Source organism: Snodgrassella sp. W8158 (assembly GCF_016100435.1).
Taxonomy (GTDB): domain Bacteria; phylum Pseudomonadota; class Gammaproteobacteria; order Burkholderiales; family Neisseriaceae; genus Snodgrassella; species Snodgrassella alvi.
Genome location: NZ_JACFSM010000002.1, coordinates 637,609 through 656,983 on the forward strand (window position 1 = coordinate 637,609; position 19,375 = coordinate 656,983).

Annotated in this window: 21 protein-coding genes and 1 tRNA gene; 16 read left to right on the forward strand and 6 right to left on the reverse strand. The window is 36.1% G+C overall.

Features of this window, described 5'->3' with window-relative positions; all coding sequences use genetic code 11:
• The first annotated feature begins 16 nt into the window (after positions 1–16).
• The 6 genes from H3V11_RS07390 (at position 17) to H3V11_RS07415 (ending at position 5,071) form a co-directional block, all read left to right on the forward strand.
• Positions 17–976 carry a glycosyltransferase family 2 protein gene (locus tag H3V11_RS07390; protein ID WP_025330664.1) on the forward strand — a complete coding sequence of 320 codons (960 nt, stop codon included), beginning with the start codon at positions 17–19 and terminating at the stop codon, positions 974–976.
• Positions 976–1,389 (forward strand): GtrA family protein, encoded by a 414-nt coding sequence (locus tag H3V11_RS07395; RefSeq protein ID WP_198211155.1) that lies wholly within the window; start codon positions 976–978, stop codon positions 1,387–1,389. The genes H3V11_RS07390 and H3V11_RS07395 overlap by 1 nt, the downstream gene beginning before the upstream one ends.
• Positions 1,355–2,149, forward strand: coding sequence for a ChbG/HpnK family deacetylase (locus tag H3V11_RS07400; protein ID WP_198224063.1), 795 nt, complete (start codon positions 1,355–1,357; stop codon positions 2,147–2,149). Before H3V11_RS07395 ends, H3V11_RS07400 begins: the two co-directional genes overlap by 35 nt.
• 194 nt (positions 2,150–2,343) lie before the next feature.
• Positions 2,344–3,357, forward strand: coding sequence for a methionine ABC transporter ATP-binding protein (locus H3V11_RS07405; protein WP_084551895.1), 1,014 nt, complete (start codon positions 2,344–2,346; stop codon positions 3,355–3,357).
• Positions 3,354–4,022 (forward strand): methionine ABC transporter permease, encoded by a 669-nt coding sequence (locus H3V11_RS07410; protein ID WP_198224065.1) that lies wholly within the window; start codon positions 3,354–3,356, stop codon positions 4,020–4,022. The genes H3V11_RS07405 and H3V11_RS07410 overlap by 4 nt, the downstream gene beginning before the upstream one ends.
• A gap of 236 nt (positions 4,023–4,258) precedes the next feature.
• Positions 4,259–5,071, forward strand: coding sequence for a MetQ/NlpA family ABC transporter substrate-binding protein (locus H3V11_RS07415; protein ID WP_198224067.1), 813 nt, complete (start codon positions 4,259–4,261; stop codon positions 5,069–5,071).
• Positions 5,072–5,143: 72 nt separating this feature from the next.
• Here the strand turns inward: H3V11_RS07415 and H3V11_RS07420 are convergent, their stop codons facing one another.
• On the reverse strand, positions 5,144–5,728 hold the full coding sequence (locus tag H3V11_RS07420; RefSeq protein ID WP_078475568.1) for a superoxide dismutase: 585 nt from the start codon (positions 5,726–5,728) through the stop codon (positions 5,144–5,146).
• A gap of 214 nt (positions 5,729–5,942) precedes the next feature.
• Here H3V11_RS07420 and dnaB point away from each other — a divergent pair, with 214 nt between their 5' ends.
• From dnaB to H3V11_RS12010, 6 genes are all read left to right on the forward strand, one after another.
• The gene (gene dnaB, locus H3V11_RS07425) at positions 5,943–7,334 is read left to right on the forward strand and encodes a replicative DNA helicase (protein ID WP_198224294.1); all 1,392 of its coding nucleotides are present in this window, start codon (positions 5,943–5,945) and stop codon (positions 7,332–7,334) included.
• A gap of 111 nt (positions 7,335–7,445) precedes the next feature.
• Positions 7,446–8,162: a Tfp pilus assembly protein FimT/FimU gene (locus H3V11_RS07430; protein ID WP_084586188.1), complete on the forward strand. Its 717-nt coding sequence runs from the start codon at positions 7,446–7,448 to the stop codon at positions 8,160–8,162.
• 18 nt (positions 8,163–8,180) lie between these two features.
• On the forward strand, positions 8,181–8,681 hold the full coding sequence (locus H3V11_RS07435; RefSeq protein WP_084586187.1) for a hypothetical protein: 501 nt from the start codon (positions 8,181–8,183) through the stop codon (positions 8,679–8,681).
• Complete coding sequence (locus tag H3V11_RS07440; protein ID WP_198224069.1) at positions 8,681–9,577, forward strand: PilW family protein; 897 nt, start codon at positions 8,681–8,683, stop codon at positions 9,575–9,577. Before H3V11_RS07435 ends, H3V11_RS07440 begins: the two co-directional genes overlap by 1 nt.
• Positions 9,578–9,613: 36 nt before the next feature.
• The gene (locus H3V11_RS07445) at positions 9,614–10,195 is read left to right on the forward strand and encodes a PilX N-terminal domain-containing pilus assembly protein (protein WP_084551901.1); all 582 of its coding nucleotides are present in this window, start codon (positions 9,614–9,616) and stop codon (positions 10,193–10,195) included.
• Positions 10,196–10,222: 27 nt separating this feature from the next.
• Positions 10,223–10,678: a type IV pilin protein gene (locus tag H3V11_RS12010; RefSeq protein ID WP_084565640.1), complete on the forward strand. Its 456-nt coding sequence runs from the start codon at positions 10,223–10,225 to the stop codon at positions 10,676–10,678.
• A 128-nt stretch (positions 10,679–10,806) separates the two neighbouring features.
• On the opposite strand, the gene H3V11_RS07455 is transcribed toward H3V11_RS12010, so the two are convergent.
• A complete protein-coding gene (locus H3V11_RS07455) occupies positions 10,807–11,208 on the reverse strand; it encodes a Spy/CpxP family protein refolding chaperone (RefSeq protein ID WP_084551903.1) in 402 nt (133 codons plus the stop codon).
• A 117-nt stretch (positions 11,209–11,325) separates the two neighbouring features.
• Here H3V11_RS07455 and rpe point away from each other — a divergent pair, with 117 nt between their 5' ends.
• Positions 11,326–12,021, forward strand: coding sequence for a ribulose-phosphate 3-epimerase (gene rpe / locus H3V11_RS07460; protein ID WP_084586185.1), 696 nt, complete (start codon positions 11,326–11,328; stop codon positions 12,019–12,021).
• A gap of 151 nt (positions 12,022–12,172) precedes the next feature.
• Here rpe and polA read toward each other — a convergent pair whose 3' ends face one another.
• From polA to H3V11_RS07475, 3 genes are all read right to left on the reverse strand, one after another.
• Positions 12,173–14,965, reverse strand: a complete 2,793-nt coding sequence (polA, locus tag H3V11_RS07465; RefSeq protein WP_084586184.1) for a DNA polymerase I — start codon at positions 14,963–14,965, stop codon at positions 12,173–12,175.
• A 532-nt stretch (positions 14,966–15,497) separates the two neighbouring features.
• Positions 15,498–16,028 (reverse strand): inorganic diphosphatase, encoded by a 531-nt coding sequence (locus H3V11_RS07470; protein ID WP_084587364.1) that lies wholly within the window; start codon positions 16,026–16,028, stop codon positions 15,498–15,500.
• A 169-nt stretch (positions 16,029–16,197) separates the two neighbouring features.
• Positions 16,198–17,190 (reverse strand): SHOCT domain-containing protein, encoded by a 993-nt coding sequence (locus tag H3V11_RS07475; RefSeq protein WP_198224071.1) that lies wholly within the window; start codon positions 17,188–17,190, stop codon positions 16,198–16,200.
• 202 nt (positions 17,191–17,392) lie between these two features.
• Here H3V11_RS07475 and H3V11_RS07480 point away from each other — a divergent pair, with 202 nt between their 5' ends.
• The 3 genes from H3V11_RS07480 to H3V11_RS07490 all read left to right on the forward strand — a co-directional run bounded on the left by H3V11_RS07480 (position 17,393) and on the right by H3V11_RS07490 (position 18,987).
• Entirely contained in the window at positions 17,393–18,127 is a 735-nt protein-coding gene (locus H3V11_RS07480; RefSeq protein ID WP_198211148.1) for a S24 family peptidase, read from the forward strand.
• 205 nt (positions 18,128–18,332) lie between these two features.
• On the forward strand, positions 18,333–18,632 hold the full coding sequence (locus H3V11_RS07485) for a helix-turn-helix domain-containing protein (protein ID WP_198224073.1): 300 nt from the start codon (positions 18,333–18,335) through the stop codon (positions 18,630–18,632).
• A gap of 13 nt (positions 18,633–18,645) precedes the next feature.
• Positions 18,646–18,987, forward strand: a complete 342-nt coding sequence (locus H3V11_RS07490) for a S24 family peptidase (RefSeq protein WP_198224075.1) — start codon at positions 18,646–18,648, stop codon at positions 18,985–18,987.
• 289 nt (positions 18,988–19,276) lie between these two features.
• On the opposite strand, the gene H3V11_RS07495 is transcribed toward H3V11_RS07490, so the two are convergent.
• Positions 19,277–19,352: transfer RNA gene (locus H3V11_RS07495), tRNA-Lys, on the reverse strand.
• Positions 19,353–19,375 lie beyond the last annotated feature (23 nt).

A 19,375-nucleotide genomic window follows, 5' to 3' on the forward strand; every position in this document is an offset into this window, starting at 1 on the left:
CTGAGAGGTGAATGATATGGATAAAGTTAGCACTGGTTTAAGTATTATTTTGCCGGTATATAATGATGCAGCAGCTATAAATCGCTTTTTGCCTGAACTGTTTGTTTTTACCAGCCGGCAGCAACAGAACTGTGAAATTATTTTAGTAGATGATGGTAGTAAAGATCATCTGACCACATTATTTGAAACGTTTCGACAGCAATTACCAAGTAATACAGCATTGAGGCTGATACAATTTTCGCGTAATTTTGGTAAAGAAGCTGCACTTACGGCCGGATTAGCGCAATCTCAGGGTGAACTGGTTACCATGATGGATGCTGACGGACAGCATCCGGTTTCAGTACTGGAACAAATGCTTGAATTAATTCAGACCAATAATGTGGATGTGGTGGCTGCCGTACAGGCTTCACGTGAACATGAAGGCTTAATAACCCGGATATTGAAAAATGGCTTTTACCATTTTATGCAGGATACTCACCGGTATGAGCTGACACCTAATGCCGGTGATTTCAGACTGATGAAACGTCGTGTTGTAGAAGCTTTACTCAAGTTACCTGAGCGGCAGCGGTTTATGAAAGGGTTGTATGCATGGGTAGGATTTTCTACCATTTATATACCTTTTCAGGCCTCTGAACGGCAGGCAGGCAAGAGTAAATTTAATTATTTCAGCCTGTTTGAGCTGGCTTTAATAGGTATTACTTCGTTTTCTCAGCGTCCATTACGCTGGATTTCCAGAATGGGAATGATTATTTCATTCCTGTCGATTGTCTATGGATTGTATATCGTTGCTGATACGTTGTTTTTTGGTAAAGATCTTGCTGGCTGGCCGACGCTGGCAGCCGGAATTATGTTTTCTGCCGGGATACAGCTCGTTTGTCTTGGTGTAATTGGCGAATATATCGGTCGGATTTATGAAGAAGTAAAACAGCGACCGCTTTATCTGGTAGACAAAGTGTGGGACAGTCGCGAAAAATAATGAAATCTGTATCTGCACAGGGCATATGGTTTACTCTGGTAGGAGGAGCTGCTGCTGCTATGCATTTTTTATGTTTGGTGGTGTTAGTCCGATATGCTCACTTTTTACCGATTTTGGCTAATCCTCTGGCTTTTCTTTGCGCTTTTGTTATCAGTTTTACCGGTCATTATTACCTTACATTCAGTCTGACGCGACATACATGGTTTCAGGCTCTCTGGCGCTGGTTATTCAGCTCTATAGCCGGTTTCATGATAAACCAGATTTTATTTATGGCAGGTATACACTGGTTTGGAAATCAGGCCTATTGGTGGTTATGGTTTATTGTTACGCTGATAGTGACAGTTTTATCTTTTATACTGGGTAAATTCTGGGCATTTAATGAAAAGACACACAATGAAACCAGTAATGATTAATGTAGATGATCTGGGTTTATCTGCAGCTGTAAATGAAGCTGTACTTCGTCTGTCTGAGATGGGACGCATACAGGCAAGCAGCTTTATGAGTCTGGGCGCCATTGCTTCAGATGAAGTTGCAGAATTGAAAAAGCAGCATATTGATATCGGTTTGCATCTGGATTTTACCGGTTTTGCGGGGCTGGGTACGCTGAAACAGGTACTATCTAAATCTTACTTGCATGCATGGCCGGAAAAAATTTTGCAGGATATTATTAATCGCCAGCTAGATGCTTTTGAAGATAAAATTGGTGACATACCTGTTTTTATCGATGGCCATCAGCATGTACATCAGTTCCCGCAGATACGTTCTGTACTACTAAATATAATATTGCAGCGTTATGGAAATACAATAGCAGTACGCAGCACAAAAACTTCTCAGAAAGATATCAAGGCAAAATTAATTCATACCCTTGGTGGTCATGCTCTCGACAGCGCTTTAGATGCGGCTAATATTACGCACAATCATTTCTTTGCAGGTATCTATAACTTTAACGCCAATTTAAAAATTTTACAGCATAAATGGAATAACTGGTTTAGCATGCCTGCTGAACATTCATTGTTGATAATGTGCCATCCGGCAGTATCTTCAGAGCACTGGAATGATGAAATTAAAAATGCGCGTGAATACGAATGGCAATGGTTACAAAGTGAAGAATTTGCGCAATGCTGGCTGCAACATCATTGTTATGGCGTTAACTGGCATAATTTTAAACAATAGCTTTATTTTATACGCTAAAAAAAGTAATACATAATAATGAACTTAATCACGAAGATTTACAGTATACTTGCATTTTTTAGCCGTAGTCATTAGAAAATCAGTCAGCACGTTTACGATTTATCAAGTACACTATCTGTATTGCATTACATCTGGATCATTGGAAATCAGATCGCAGCGAGTATTTAAGGATCGTTATGATCATATTTGAAAATATAAAAAAAACTTACATCAAAAATAAACAGCAGGTTCATGCCCTGAATGATATTAACCTTACAGTTGATACAGGTGATATCTATGGACTGATCGGGTGGAGTGGCGCAGGTAAAAGCAGTTTAATTCGTCTGGTTAACCAGCTGGAAAAACCAACATCCGGTACGGTTACCGTAGACGGAGTAGATTTAAACAAACTGGATGCCAAAGCTCAGCGTGAGCATAAGAAAAAAATCGGCATGATTTTTCAGCATTTTAATTTACTGGAATCTAAAACAGTTGCCCAGAATATTGCAATTCCATTAGTTTTACAGGGATTAAAACGTGATGAAATTGACCGCAGAGTTGATGCAATGTTGTCATATGTTGATCTGGCAGGTAAAAAGCAAAGTTATCCCAGCCAGTTATCCGGTGGTCAAAAACAGCGTGTCGGGATTGCTCGTGCCCTGATTACAGAACCAACAATATTATTGTGTGATGAGGCTACTTCTGCATTAGACCCTCAGACTACTTTATCTATTCTGAAACTATTAAAACAAATTAATAGCGAACGTAACATCACTATTTTACTGGTTACTCATGAAATGGAAGTGATTAGCTCCATTTGTAATAAAGTAGCGGTGATGGAGAAGGGGCAGGTAATTGAGAAAGGAACTGTACTTGATATTTTTTCTGCCCCTCAGCAAGAGACAACGAAAAAATTTGTCAGCACAGTAATCAATGCAAAAATACCCGAAGCAGTGTTGGATAGTCTGGTTGAACAGGAAAATATATTCAGGTTGGAATTTTTAGGTAATTCAGCCAGAGAACCAGTGGTTAATGAGCTTATTTTAAAGCAACTGGTGGAAATTAACATACTTTTTGCCAATATGCGCGAAATAGGCGGAGTAGTGCTGGGAAGTATGTTTATCCAGATGAATGGTATTGAAACAGATGTAGAAAAAGCGTTGGCATTTTTGCAGGACAGAGGCGTTCGAGTGGAAAGAGGTGGTGTATGAATCAGTGGTTTGATACCTCATTAACTGCTGACCAGTTTGGTACGGCAATATTGCAAACTTTCAATATGGTCAGTATCTCATTTATTCTGGGATCTATACTGGGAACGGCCTTAGGTGTACTGTTATTGCTTACCCGTCAAGGAGGCGTATGGCCAAAGCCGATAATATATAATTTACTAAATATAATTATTAATATTATTCGCTCTTTACCTTTTATCATTTTGCTGATTTGTGTGTTACCGATAGCTAGTCTTGCTATCCATACATCTATTGGTACCAAGGCGATGATCATTCCGTTGATTATTTTTGTTTCGCCTTATATTGCTCGGTTAATTGAAAATTCCTTATTAAGCGTACCGGCAGGTATTATCGAAGCAGCTCAGTCAATGGGCGCAACCAATTTTCAGATTATTCGCTATTTTATTTTACCTGAAGCCATGCCCTCTATTTTGCTGGCCTTAACCACAGCTCTTATCGGATTAATTGATGCTACAGCTATGTCTGGTACAGTTGGTGGTGGTGGCATCGGTGATTTAGCTGTTAATTACGGATATCAGCGATTTGATTATGTAATTATGATTGTTACAGTTGTCGTTTTGGTATTAATTGTTCAAATTATTCAGACCCTGGGTAACTGGCTCGCAGCTAAGGCCAAAAAAAATTAACCTTCTAATCATTAAAAACGGCTTATCTTAAGCCGTTTTTAATGTCTGCATGTATATAAATTTCTTATCTTTGGTTATAAGCAGTCAGTCTTTTAATATTCATATGCAATGATTAGACTATCCAGTTATATTATATTTTTTCCATAAGCCAATTAATCATTAATTCACATAAATACAACGTACTTGCTATTGTGTGAATTAAAAATATGAAATTGACAATCATCGGAGCCAATAGTATGAAGTTTTTTAAGCAAATTATTATTTTAATTACTGCCTGTCTGGTACTGGGCGCCTGTCAGCAGGATAAAACCAGTAATAAACAGATTATTGTCGGCACTTCACCCGGCCCCTATAGCCAGCTTTTTCTTGATGCAATAAAACCTATTCTGGAAAAACAGGGATATCAAATTAAACAAATTGATTTTTCTGATTTAATGCAGGCTGATATCGCTTTACAACAAGGCAGTATTGACGTAAATGTTGATCAGCATACTGCCTATATGGATGCATTTAATCAGAATAAAAAAGCCAATCTGATTGCTTTAACTCATATTCCTACTGTGCCAACAGCAATTTATTCTAAACGTCATACAAACTTGCAGGCAATAAAAAAGGGAAGTGCTATTGCCGTACCAAACGATCCGGCAAATGCTGCACGAGCCTATCGTCTGCTGGCAAAAGCTGGCTGGATTACCCTTAACCCTTCAACCAATCCTGGAATGATCTCTAAAAATGATATCAAGACAAATCCTTATGAATTGAATATTACAGAGCTGGATCCGGGTAATATTCCGCGTACTTTATCAGATTTTGATTATTCAGTTATACCCGGAAGCAGGGCATACGCAGCCAAAATTAATCCTGATCTTGCCCTGTTACAGGAAGATATTATTCCTTCATTTGAGTTAGTTGTAGCGGTAAGAGCCGATAATGCAACAAAAGCATGGGCAAAGGCTGTGAAATCAGCTTATAGCTCTGCAGAATTCAAACAGTATATGCAAACACACAATACTAAAAATTACTGGTATGTGCCGAAAGAAAATAACTGAAACAGATGCATAGTTATAAAAAAACTGCCTTTAGACAAAAGGCAGTTTTAATTATGTGCAGTGAATTATAGCTTATGCTGCAAAGCGTTTTTCTACCTCATTCCAGTTAACGATTTCCCAGAAATTACTTAAGTAATTCGGACGACTGTTGCGATAGTCAATATAATATGCATGTTCCCAGACATCGCATGTCAGCAAAGGAGTGTTGTCAGTGGTCAGTGGTGTAGCTGCATTACTTGTAGAAACCAGATCAAGATTACCGTCCGGTGTTTTTACCAGCCAGGCCCAGCCTGAACCGAAAGTACCAGCAGCAACTTTATCGAACGCTTCTTTAAATGCGTTAAAATTACCCCATTTCGCATTGATAGCGTTCGCCAGTGCACCATTTTCAGTTAATGCCGCACCTTTTGGTGTAAAGCCGAACCAGTAAAAAGTGTGGTTCCAGGTTTGAGCTGCATTATTAAATAACCCGCCCGAAGATTTTTTGACAATTTCTTCCAAAGGCATATTCTCAAACTCTGTTCCCTTAATTTGGTTATTCATATTGGTGATATAAGTCTGATGATGTTTACCGTAATGATATTCCATTGTTTCTTTTGAAATATGTGGTGCCAGCGCATCAAGGGAGTATGGTAGTACTGGTAATTTATGTTCCATGGTTGCGATTCCTTCTGATAGAGTGAGTATTGCATATTTTGCAGTGAGCTCAATGTAGAGTTATATAAGTTATATTTGCAAATATTATAGAACATTTAACTCACTTTAAACCATTATATGGTTCGTTAATATTGTAATACACAGCTCTTATTACCCGCAAATAAGCAGACACTTAATGGTAAAATTAAAAAAGTTGTTAAAAAAGTCAGAAGACATGGAAGAAAACGATATCAGTGTAGATGAAACAAATCAATTAGCTATGCCGCCGCATTCAATGGAAGCAGAACAGTCGGTTTTAGGCGGGCTGATGCTCGAAAACAGTGCTTGGGACAGAATTGCAGATTTAATTGATGAAGACGACTTCTATCGTCATGAGCATCGCCTTATATTCAGAGCAATTAAAGCATTAGTAGAGCTCTCACGTCCCGCGGATGTGATAACAGTACAGGAAGAGCTGCAAAAAAGAGAAGAGCTTGAACCGGCCGGTGGTCTGGAATATTTAATAACGCTGGCACAAAATACCCCTTCAGCAGCAAATATTCGGCGTTATGGAGAAATTGTTCGTGAACGTTCCATAATGCGCCAGCTGGCTCAAGTAGGAACACAAATTGCTCGTTCAGCTTATAGTCCTCAGGGAAAAGATGCAGCACAAATGCTGGATGAAGCTGAAAACAGCGTTTTTCAGATTGCTGAATCAACTGCACGATCAAAACAGGGTTTCCTGACAATGCCGGTACTTCTGAAAGAAGTTGTGGCACGAATTGATTACTTGTACTCGCGTGATAACAAAAACGATGTAACTGGTGTTTCCACCGGTTTTATTGATCTTGATAAAAAGACATCAGGTCTGCAACCGGGAGATCTGATTATTGTTGCCGGTCGTCCGTCTATGGGTAAAACGGCTTTTTCACTAAATATTGCAGAGCATGTCGCTATTGCAGAAAAATTACCGGTAGCTGTTTTTTCAATGGAAATGGGTGGTGCTCAACTGGTATTGCGAATGCTTGGTTCAGTAGGCCGTGTCGATCAGAGTGTTCTGAAAACCGGACAATTGCAGGATGAGCATTGGGGTAAACTCAATGATGCAGTAGTTAAGCTCACAGATGCCCCAATGTTTATTGATGAAACCCCCGGATTAACAGCGCTGGAAGTGCGTGCCCGCGCTCGCAGACTGGCACGTCAGCAAGGCGGTAAACTGGGATTAATTGTACTGGATTATCTGCAATTAATGTCTGGTTCAGGCCGCTCAGACAACCGTGCTTCTGAGCTGGGTGAGATTTCACGATCTTTAAAATCATTGGCTAAAGAACTTCAGGTTCCTATAATTGCTTTGTCACAACTATCCCGTACGGTGGAGCAACGAACCGATAAACGACCTATGATGTCAGATTTACGTGAATCTGGAGCTATCGAACAGGATGCTGATCTTATTATGTTTATGTATCGTGATGAATACTATCATCCAGACAGTCAGTTTAAAGGATTGGCAGAATGTATTATTGGTAAACACCGTAATGGTCCAACCGGAAAAGTTCATCTTACCTTTCAGGGGCAGTTTACTAAATTTGATAATGCGGCCATGCCTGATGGTTATTTTGATGAATAAAAATCACTTATTTATTATATTAGTAGTCTAAATCATATGTTTTGATGTAAAATTAATTTAAAATAAGTGTATATTAACTTGTGTCCGGCTTATTAGAATTAAGGTTAGAAAATGGCTTCATCTAAACCAACAAATGCTGGTTTTACTTTAATTGAATTGTTAATTGTCATTGCTATTACTGCCATACTGGCTGCAATAGCATTACCGGCTATGAACAGATTGGTTGCATCACACAGGACAAATAACCGAGCAGATCAGATGCTTGCAATGTTTCAGTTTGCAAGAGCTGAAGCTATTCGTACCAATAAACCTGTATTAATCTGTCCTACTGTAATCAGAAATGGTACAGGTACAACTAATGGATGCAGTAAATTTGAGGATTATTCCGATGGTACCGGATGGGAAGGCTTTCTTGCATTTAATGATAACGATTTAGATGGTAAATTTATAAGCGCTAATACATCCACTAATACATCACCTGATACACCTGTGCGAACTGTTGCGATAAATCAGAACACAAATAAAATCAAAGTAAAACTTAACTGGGGAGTATGTCAAAATAATACAAATAATTGTACCGGTAAAATTACAGATTCAGACATGCTGGCATTTATGCCGAATGGACAATTCGGTCTAGGTTATGGTACTGATTCTACTAAATGGACAATAGGGACTTCCAATGTAGCTATAGAAATATTTGATGCCGATTACAAAGATATTAAACGTCGCATTGTTATATCACCTAGCGGCAGACCTGTATCATGTTATGGTAATTCTAAAAATGGTTCTGTTTCTGCTTCTACACTTTGTATTGCAAGCCTAAAATAGAGTATATCAAGGAATTATATGGATAAGTATATGTACCGGTATATTTCAGTCAGGATATTATATTCATCAAATAGATTTCAGCGTCAGAATGGATCTACAATCATTGAAGCTATTGTGGCCATGTTTGTCTTGTCATTTGGTGTACTTGCATTAATGCTGGCTCAGATCACTGCAGTTCATACATCTGTAAATGCAGCGAATCAAGGAGAGGTAACCAGAGCAGTACAAAATTACATTGAACTGATGAATTCTCAACCAAAAATTTCTTTAGAAGTAACAGAAGATGCAGCAAAAAATAAGATATTTACTTTGAAAAAGGATTTTTCAGATTTTAATAATAAAAATTGTTCAACTCTCCTCAATATTAATTTAACAAATGCTAAGGTAAACAGCTGTGTAATTACAGATGGTCAGATTACTGTAACCTGGTGGGGGCAGATTCTTAATAAGGATGATGATAACAATTTAAATGATAAAAATAAAAATCTATTTTCGTATTCCCTGACAGCAGGACAGTGATGAACACAACAGACAAAAATACAAAGATTGATCCAATAATGAAAATAGTTAAAATCACTAATTTAAAACAAATTCCACGCCGGCAGCAAGGATTCAGTCTGGTCGAACTGATGGTGGCATCTGCAATCAGCATAATTGTTTTAATGGCTGCCAGCTCTACATTTTTAACAACGTATAAATTAAAAGAACAGGTTAAAACACGTATCAGCTATGAACAAGATGTGCGAAATGCAGCAAATGTAATTCGTAGCGATATGCGGCAGTTGGCTGATTTTAGTTGTATGAATCCCCCTTCGACATCCCAATTAAACTCTATATTCGAAAATGCATTTAGTGTGAAAAATAAACAGTTTTTATCAACTGAGTTACCAACCGTATCTTCTAGTATTGCTGTAAAACCGGTAACAGGCAGTAAGCCTTTAGTGTTAACTTATGTAAGTGATAAATTAGTCAATAGTATTTTGTCTTCGAAATGTCAAACTAATATAGATGATGAAGACATAAGTGCTGCGGTTTATGTAGTTGGAACTACAAATTTGGATCCAGATCCGGGATTTTATCGAGTAAATTATTCTAATAAAACATTTAGCTCCCCACAACTGATAGTAAGAAATGTCACTGCTGTAAATTATCATTTTGATTATGATAATCATACTGCAAATGATTGCCCCAGTGCTGCCAGTGCTGCCAGTGCTGCCGGCAGCAAACTCCCTCCGCCTTTGAAAGCCAATGTAACACGTACAACTGATCTTAATTTCAAGTATGAAAAGCCACCTGTTTTAATTGGAGTAACCCTGACAGTAAGACCTAATGGAACAAATGATAATACAACTATCAATTATGAAATTAATGCCTCTGTACGACAAGGTGAAGTTTGTGTAAGTAGCAAAATTTAATTTTATAGACCAATTACTCTGGAAATCTTTGCAGACATGAAAATTAAAAATAAAACCTTACAATCCAGTCAGTCTGGTTTTGCATTATTTTTAGTGCTGATTATGATGATAGTTATTGCTTTTCTTGTAGTAGTAACTATGCAAAGTACATCGATGGATACGCGAACCAGTGCTAATGATAGCGATCATCAGCTAGCATTTCAAAACGCACAGCTTGGTTTGGCTGATGCTGAAAAGAAAATTAGTGAGTGGCCTGGTTTAAAGACAGCACAGCAATTTAACTGTGATTGTAAAGCAGGATTATGTGCAGCAAAAGGAATAGATCCGGCAAAAGTAAACAGCAAAATAGCTAAAGTTGAATCCTGTACTGATTTAAAAGATGTTTGGAAACGATCTGGAGTATTTACAGATATAAAAGATAGTGATCCATCATTCAAATATCCAGATAAGCAAAATGAGAAGGCAGAGTACCGTTATGTAATTGAATATTTAGGGCCTGATACTAAAGCAGGAGTAGGGTATTATATATTCCGAATTACTGCAAAAGGCTGGGGACAAAATGCTTCAACTTCAAGTATTATTGAAGAAACTATTCAAGCCGCTTTATATGATTATTAATATAAAGATTTATATCTGGAAAAATGCATGAAAAAATATCAAAATGGTTTCTCTTTGATTGAGCTAATGGTGGTAATTGCAATTATGGGGATTTTGACTGCCTTAGCTGTACCGGTTTATAGTAGCTATATTGAGAAAGCAGATTTAACAGATGCTACTACTACACTAGCCAATATCAATCAAGATATAGCACAAACAAAACTAAAACTATTTAATAGAAATTTACTAAAAGATGATCTCGATTTATCTATTAAGAATCAATTGACCAAAAATGGTAATGTAGACAAAAAATATGAAATCGGAAGTATATGTAGTACAACTGATGATTGCACAAAATTTCGTTTATATGCAGAACCTAAAAATGGTGTCCATTTAAAAAAATCAGTTTGGATGAGTAATGACTCAAGTACTTACATTTGTAATACAAAATCTGTAAAAAGTATTACAGATCCATCTCAAAATTCTTTGTGTAGCAGGCAATAAGCATTTTTTATCGTATTACTATACTTTATTTTATGATGGTATTAAGTAAAATCTGAATTCATGTAATTGATTTATTCAAAATAATATTTAATTCAAATAGTTATCTATCAAATACTAATTTTATAGTTTTAACGCAAACAATTATTAATCCAGTTTTGTCTTTGCTGCTGATTTAAAACTTGCAAAAACTCATATTGTACTTTTAATTCATCTATATCTTGTTGTATACGAGGCATATAATAGTTCAATACATAGCGTTTTGCTTCAGTTTCATCAAATTTTGGTTTCATCAGAATCTGTGTTAATTGCTCACTTTTACGTTTATTGTTTGCGGTATGCTGCAAATTAGTGTCCTGATTTCGTTTGTACTGCATTCTGATAAGCCTAAGCCTTGTTTTTTGCATTTGAGTTAATTCAAGCTTGCGTAAGTCACAATTAATCTGACCCGAGGCAAAAGTAGAAAAAGTAAATGTTAATAAGACAAAACCGGCACAATAGCGGGTCATTTTTTGCCAGTATGAAAATATCATTTTGTTCTCCCTTTGATTTCTATCAGTTATTATGAGTATACTTCAATAGCAGTCAAACACATATAATGGTAGTAAACTTGCGTAAATAATATAATTTATTATAGATAATGTTTTAATATGAATAAGTTAACGAAACCGGATTTTTATATTGCTCCTAGTATTTTATCAGCAGATCTTGCCTGTTTGGGCAATGAAATTACTTCCGTAATTAACAGTGGAGCAGACTGGATTCACTTTGATGTTATGGATAATCATTATGTGCCAAATCTTACGTTTGGTCCTATGGTTTGTCAGGCAATAAAACCATATGCTTCTGTTCCCATCGATGTACATTTAATGGTAGAACCAGTTGATGAGATGATTAATGCTTTTGCAAAAGCCGGTGCGGATATTATTACTTTTCATCCCGAAGCAAGTAAGCATGTAGATAGAAGCTTAAATCTAATAAAAACAGCCGGGTGTCAAGCAGGGGTAGTATTAAATCCGGCTACACCAATAAGTGTATTGGAAGAAGTATTAGATAAAGTAGATGTCATATTACTGATGTCGGTTAATCCTGGTTTTGGCGGGCAGAGCTTTATTCCTTCCACGCTGAAAAAAATTCGTAAGGTTAGAGCAATAATTAATGAATATATTCGTGAAAGTAAAAAATCTATCCGATTAGAAGTGGATGGCGGAATAAAAATTGATAATATTGCTCAGATAGCAGCAGCAGGGGCAGACACATTTGTTGCAGGTTCTGCAATTTTTGGCCATAGCGATTATTTTAGGCAGATTTCTGCCATGCGTGCGCAATTAGCTGAAATAAAATAAACTATTCGTCCATTATTTTATTTATATATTAATATTTTGATATATTCTGTCATAAAAATATAGTTTATATTGTTAATTTTTAAAAAGGTAGCCTAATAAATTTTAGACTACCTTTTATTATTAATCCTGGTATTTCAAACAGAGTATTCCATTAATGAGCTTCATCCCAGTTATGCCCGTATCCGACATCAGCAATTAATGGAACTTTTAATTTAGCCACATTTGCCATCAATTGAGGCAAATGTGTTTGTACAGATGGCAACTCATATTCAGGTACCTGTAATACAAGCTCATCATGTACCTGCATAATCAGTTTGGTTTGCATTTTTTCCTGATTAAGCCATTTATATACAGCAATCATGGCTCGTTTAATTAAATCAGATGCCGTCCCTTGCATCGGTGCATTTATCGCAGCTCTGAATGCTCCGGCGCGTTCGTTAGCATTTGTGCTTTTTAAACCAGGCAGATAAAGACGACGCCCGAATAAGGTTTCTACATACCCATGCTGTAATGCTTGTTCTTTAGTTTTTTCCATATATTCGTGTACACCCGGATATCTGTTAAAGTAACGTGATATAAAGTGTTGCGCAGCTTGTAATTCAATTCCTAATGATTTGGCCAGACCATATTCGCTCATACCATAGATTAAACCAAAGTTAATGGTTTTAGCATAACGACGTTGTTCTGCGGTTATTTGTTCCTGATTTGTCGCAAAAATTTCTGCTGCGGTACGCTTATGAATGTCCTCATCATGCTGAAAGGCATCAATTAAGGTAGAATCATTAGAAAGATGAGCCATAATCCTTAGCTCAATCTGGGAGTAATCCGCAGAAACAATAAACTGGTCGGGTGGGGCGATGAAACTTTTACGAATACGCCGTCCTTCTTCAGTACGTACCGGAATATTCTGTAAATTTGGATTATTACTGGCCAGACGACCTGTAATAGCGACAGCCTGAGCATAGGTAGTATGTACACGACCGGTATTCGGATTAATTAGTTGCGGTAATTTATCTGTATAAGTGGATTTTAATTTAGCCAGACTACGTGTTTGTAAAATAAGCTTGGGTAGGGGATAATCTGCTGCAAGCTTTTCCAGCACGGTTTCATTGGTAGAAATACCTCCGGATGAAGTTTTTTTCAGGCCGGAAGTAGGGATTCCCATTTTTTCAAACAGAATAGACTGAAGCTGTTTGGGTGAGTTTAAATTAAAAGGCTGTCCTGCCAGTTGATATGCCTGTTCTTCGAGTCGAACCAATTCAGTACCAAGCTCATGGCTTTGCTGAGCCAGTTCCTGACGATCTATTAGCACTCCGGTGCGCTCCATGTTATAAAGTATGTTCTCTACAGGGATTTCGAGATTACGATATAACTCAAGTTGCGCTGTATCCATCTGTTTTCTTAGTAAAATTTCAAGGCGAAAACAAACATCCGCATCTTCTGCTGCGTAATTAACGGCATCTTCAAGCGCGACATCAGCAAAACTGATTTGTTTTGCTCCTTTGCCACATAAATCTTCATAATGAATAGTTTGCCAGTTCAGATGACGAAGTGCCAATTCATCTAGACCATGGCCTAAATGGCTTTCAATTATATAAGAAGCCAGCATTGAGTCACCGGTAATTCCCTGTAAGTTAATCTTATAGTTAGCCAGAACATGTTGATCATATTTAATATTTTGACCAATTTTTTCTGGTAGATCTGCTTCCAGATAAGGTTTCAGGGTAGCAAGCACAGTTTCAATAGGTAATTGTTCACTGATTACTGCCGAGCTGTGTCCGACAGGTATATAAAATGCTGTTCCTGGTTCTAAAGCAATACTGATACCGACAAGATGCGCATTCATCGCATCCAGGCTATCTGTTTCTGTATCCAGAGCAATAACTTTAGCGTTGTTTAATTGTCGTTGTAATTTATTTAATTGTTCAATTGTGGTAATAGCTGAATAGTTTTTGGGTATATTTCTGATTTGTTCAGTTTCTGCTGTATTTTCTATAATTTTAGTATCAGTACTATTATCGGTTTCAATATCACTAAACAGATCATTAGCAGGCTGAGAAGTTTCATTCATATTCTCGTGACAATGATTTTGTGCTTCTTTTAACCAGCTTTTGAAACCAAGTTGCTTGAATTGTGAAATTAATTCTGCCCAATTCGGAGTTTTTCGCTGTAAATCTTCAATTCCGTGCGGTATCTCATGATGTAAATCTACATCAGTTTTAATAGTAATTAATTGATAGGACAGGGGCAATTTTGATAATGCAATTCTAAGATTTTCACCAACTTTACCTTTAATTTCATTAGCATGTTCAATAATATTTTGTAATGAACCATATTCCTGCAGCCATTTAACCGCTGTTTTAGGACCACATTTTTCCACACCGGGTACATTATCAACTTTATCACCAATCAGACTAAGATAGTCTATTATCTGGTTCGGTTTTACGCCAAATTTATTAATTACACCTTCAATATCAAGCTTTTCATTGTTCATGGTATTGACAAGCGTAATTTGGCTGTTAACCAGCTGAGCCATGTCTTTATCACCAGTAGAAATAATAACCTGATAACCGGCTTGTTCTGCTGAATAAGCTAATGTACCAATTACATCATCTGCCTCAACACCTTTGACAGATAAGACCGGCCAGCCCATTAATTTCACTAATTCTGGTAACGCTTCAGCTTGTGGTCTAAGTTCTTCTGGCATCGGCGGACGATTAGCTTTATATTCAGGATAAAGCTGATGGCGAAAATTTTCGCCTTTAGCATCAAATATACAACAAGCATAATCATGTGGTGTATCTAAGCGTAAACGCCGTAACATATTTAGTACACCATATAATGCACCTGTGGGCATACCTGTTGGACTGGTTAATGGCGCAAGAGCATGAAATGCCCGATATAAATAAGATGAACCGTCTACCAGTAATAGTTTTTTTTGCATAATTATTCCAGAAATATCAGTTCTTACTTACATATCCATTATTAGAAGCAAGAAACAGATGTTAGATATAAAGCCTCAATTAATTTGTATTTTACGATAAAAAATATTATTAGTAATTTAAAACTATGATTGAATTAGCCAAGTATTATTGAACGAAGCTTTAACAGATTAAATTTCGCATAATATATATTATGTTAAATTTTAGTATTATATTTAGCTAGTAATAAATATCAATAACAACCTGACTGCCCTAATATATTAAACTTAATATCGTTGACTTGTTTTAGCATTATGGGAAAGACTTTCTGGCAACCTTATCCATAAGCCTTTGCTATACAAATAGTGGACGCATGCCCTATTGCGATCTGTTTACATTTTATTGTCTGTTAACTTGTAGCATTTATCCACTAGTAATTTTCTTTAAAGAAATTAAGTTATTTTATTTAAAAATTTGCTGCGATATTTGAATAAATAAAACTTCAAATTTCGCAGCACTCTAATATATTATGGTTACATAAATTGTATGTTTAAATTATTTTTGTTTCCAGCGTTGTTGAGATTCACGAATAACACTTTTTGCCTCTTCTATATCACCCCAATGTGTTACTTGAGTTGTACCGGCCTTTTTTAAATCTTTATAGTGGTTAAAATGAAATTCAATTTGTTTTATTAATTGTGCTGGTAAGTCGGCCAGTGTTTGAATTGCATTACCATTATTGCGATCGTCGGCCGGTACAACAACAATTTTGTCATCAACTTCGCCATCATCAACAAATTTCATAACGCCAATAATTCTGGCTTCCAGATAAATACCAGTAGTCAATGGCTGATCGGTAATGATTAATGCATCCAGTTCATCACCATCTTCATCCAGTGTTTGCGGTATGAACCCATAGTTGGTTGGTTTAGCAAAAATCACAGGTTCAACGCGATCCAGTTTCATGGTAGCCAGTTTTCTGTCCCATTCTATTTTATGGTTTGATCCGGCCGGAATTTCAACTACTACATTAATAATACCGCCGTCTACATTACCAGCATCCAGAATCTGATTAAAATCTGCCATAATTAAATGTCCTGCTTTAAAGTTTAAGTAGGCGTATTGTAAACAATGGTTTTTTGTTTGCCCATATTTTATTTATATTTTTACCGGGTAAAAAACAATTCTTAGCTATTCGTATTCAAAAGTATTTACGAAAAGGCAAACTATATTAAGTTTGCCTTTTGGATTAAGGCTAGATTTTATAGCCATTCAGTTCTTTGATTTTGCTTTCAGATTTTTTAATGACACAATTATCATAATTTATTTGAGTTTCAGTAAGATTCTGGGCTGTTGGTCTGGAAAGGCAATATTGGTTTACCTCATCAGACCACTGTTCAAATGTCTGATTCAGGTTCTGTTGTATATCTTCCGGAATTGTTGACCAGGTTAAATTCACTCTTTTTAATGCGTCAGTTGCCATTTTATCCATTTGAGCCGTTTTTTCCTGTTTAATATCAGCCAGAGAAGAAGCTTGTTCATCCAGTAAACTTTGTGCCCGGCTATTTAGCATCATGGTTTCGCAATACTGATTAGCTACCTGTTGTGCTAATGGTGTGCTGTAACCTGATAAAGAACAATTAGCTGCTAATGCGGTGTTATCCCAATCTTTCTGTTCTTGCTGCACTGTTGCTTTGAAATCAGGATCAAGACTAGCCCATACAGAGCGTAAATTAGCTACTGCATTAGCACGTTCTTGCTGAAATTTAATCAATAGTTTATTGAGTTCTTCAGGCGTTTTTTTATTAAGATTCAAACCTGTTTCATCTGTGTCTGCTTCCGTTGTATCACTGGGTTGCTGGGCATTCACTGTGATAACACTACTGGCCATACTGGCTGAAAGAGTATTCGGGTCATTAACAGGAGGTGTATTTACTCTATTGCTGAAGAAAATGAAAAACATCGCTACAAGTATGATTATTCCAATCATGATAATTAAAATAATCTTGACACTGTTACTGTGAGATTGCTGATTTTGAACCTGAGCAGGCTGTTCTATAAATACTGGAATTGATTCATCCTGAGATTCTACAGATTCTGGTAAAGATGTATTTGTATTTATAGGCTGTTGCTCTTTGTTTGATAAGAGTAAAGCTTTTTGAGCTTCATATTCTTCTTTAGTAATCGCTCCTTTTTCAAACAAATTAAATAATGCTTCTAATTCTTCAGTTATAGAAGATTTATCCATACCCTAATCCTTTAATGTAGACTGTTAATATATAAAGGTTATAACATAAATTAAAGATTTATTTATAGTAAATTTTTATTTGTTTCTGGTATCCGGGCATTGAAATTATTTTTGATATTACTTGAATTTTGATTCTTATAGTCTCAATGGTAAAAAATGGTAAAAAATATATAATTTAAATTTTGAATTAATTGGATTAGCAATGAATAATAGAACTAAACGACTTTTATATTTAATTGAAATGGTTTTCGGAGGAAGTCAAACGAAATTTGCTAGAGCAATCAATAGATCTAATGCTCAAGTAAATGCACTGGTAAGAGAACGCAAGCCTATTGGAGACGCTTTAGCGTTAAACATAGAGAGAACACTTAACCTACGTATCGGCTGGTTTGATATTCCTATTGAAAAGATTGAAGACCAAGTAAATCAAATTACAAATAAAACAGGCACCAACGATATACATTATATTTCTGTTGGGTTAATGAAAATGGCAGAAGAAAACATTTTGCTAAATAAAGATGAAGATGAAGTAGATTTACCTTTTTATACTGATATACGCCTTTCTCCCAGGAATGGGTTTTCTGAGGATATTCAGAATTACAATAATCAAAAATTACGATTTTCGCGTCATATTCTTAGCAAAAATAATATTAATCCTGAATATGCTTTTTGTTTAGAAGTTGAGGGTAACAGCATGGCTCCAATAATTCCTGATGGTGCTATTATTGGTATAAATTGCGAGGATAAAATTCTTCGCGATGATAAACTGTACGCTATAAACCATGATGGACTTTTAAAAATTAGAATTTTAAGAAAAAAAACTAGTAATAAAATATTACTTCAAAGTTATAACGCTATTTCATATATTAATGAAGAAGTTAGTCTAAAAGATATCAATATTATTGGTCGCATTTTTTGGTGGTCAGTATTCCTGTAGTCAATCACTTAATTGATATTTTTCCAGCCTGATTAGTCACCTTAGGTGTAATCCTGACAATGGTGATTTAATTAAAATACATTTACGAGTGTGCTTGTTTGAATTTAAAAGATAGGGTTTTACGATGATTTCTATCAAAACCATTTAAAAGTATTTAAATACTAATTTAATCAGTACAATAGTACCTTTATTTTAAGGTAATAATATGAATGGCTTAAATGAACGCTTAAAAAAAGCGCGGTTAGAAAAAGGAATAAGTCAAAGGGAATTAGCAGCCAGAATTGGCAGAGCCCAGTCAGCAATTGCTGCCCTTGAATCAGGACGCAATAAAGAAAGTACAAATATAGCAACAATTGCACAGGTACTTGGTGTCGACCCTGTATGGTTGGAAACAGGTAATGGACAAATGAAAAATGCTTATAAATCAGATGAAATAATTTATGAGAATCAAGCACGAAACGGATATATTCAATTCAAGCAGATTAAATTTATTCGCAGACTCTGAAAACGAAATTAGATTGGTTGAAATTTCAGAAGAATGGGTCAGGAAAAACATAGGTAATGATTTTAAAAATACTTTTATAATCACTGCTCCAGATGATTCTATGTATCCAACTTTTTCTAATGGGGATTTGTTATTTGTAAATATTGCAATTAAATGTCATCGTGGCGATGGTGTATATCTGATTGCTACACCGAAGAGTCTGCTTGTTAAGCGTATACAAGCAACGATTAGCGGTGATTTAAAAATAATAAGTGATAACAAAAATTATGCCCAAGAAACCATTTCACCTGCAAAGCTGAAATCTATACATATTTACGGAAAAATTGAAGCTGCTTTTGCATTCAAAACTATGTAATAGAACTCTTTGTTAACCAGAAGGTTTGATTTAAGGGATAAATGGGCAAGCTAGCTCATGTAGAATAGAGTCTCGTTGTATGAGCTAAAAGCAATGGTAAGATTGCAATCACTGGAAATGATGCAGAAATACGCTCATCTGGATAATGATCATTTGCACGCACATGTAGCTAAGATTGGCAGCATCATGCAAATTGCATTATAAAAAAACGACAAAGATAGAAACTCAATGGACTATTTATTAACACCTAAACAGCCATAGAATCTATTGAATATAATAGGTTAATTTGTGGTGGGTCGTCAGGGGATCGAACCCTGGACAAATGGATTAAGAGTCCACTGCTCTACCAACTGAGCTAACGACCCGATAGGATTGCCGATTATACGCG